1 protein-coding gene is annotated in these 227 nt (G+C 30.4%); it reads right to left on the reverse strand.

Features of this window, described 5'->3' with window-relative positions:
* The coding region (locus LQ686_RS14110; RefSeq protein ID WP_239733470.1) for an IS3 family transposase at nucleotides 1–227 on the reverse strand (227 nt) is incomplete at both ends.

The following is a 227-nucleotide window of genomic DNA, read 5'->3' on the forward strand; positions in this document are numbered from 1 at the left end:
AATGATTCTTGGTAGTAGATTGGTTTACCTTGCTTGATGTTACTTTAAATTTCATCTTTGTATAAGTAGAAACTAAGTTTCTTTGTTTCATTAATACACCAATCTTCCGCCTAGATACATATAGTCCTCGTTTCGATAAAGCAATCTTTATTTTACGTGTACCGTAACAACGTCTATTAGAGATGAATATATCTTCAATTTCATCTGCTAATATCTCATCATTGTTT

The organism is Mammaliicoccus sp. J-M41 (genome assembly GCF_022385935.1).
Lineage (GTDB): Bacteria > Bacillota > Bacilli > Staphylococcales > Staphylococcaceae > Mammaliicoccus > Mammaliicoccus sciuri_A.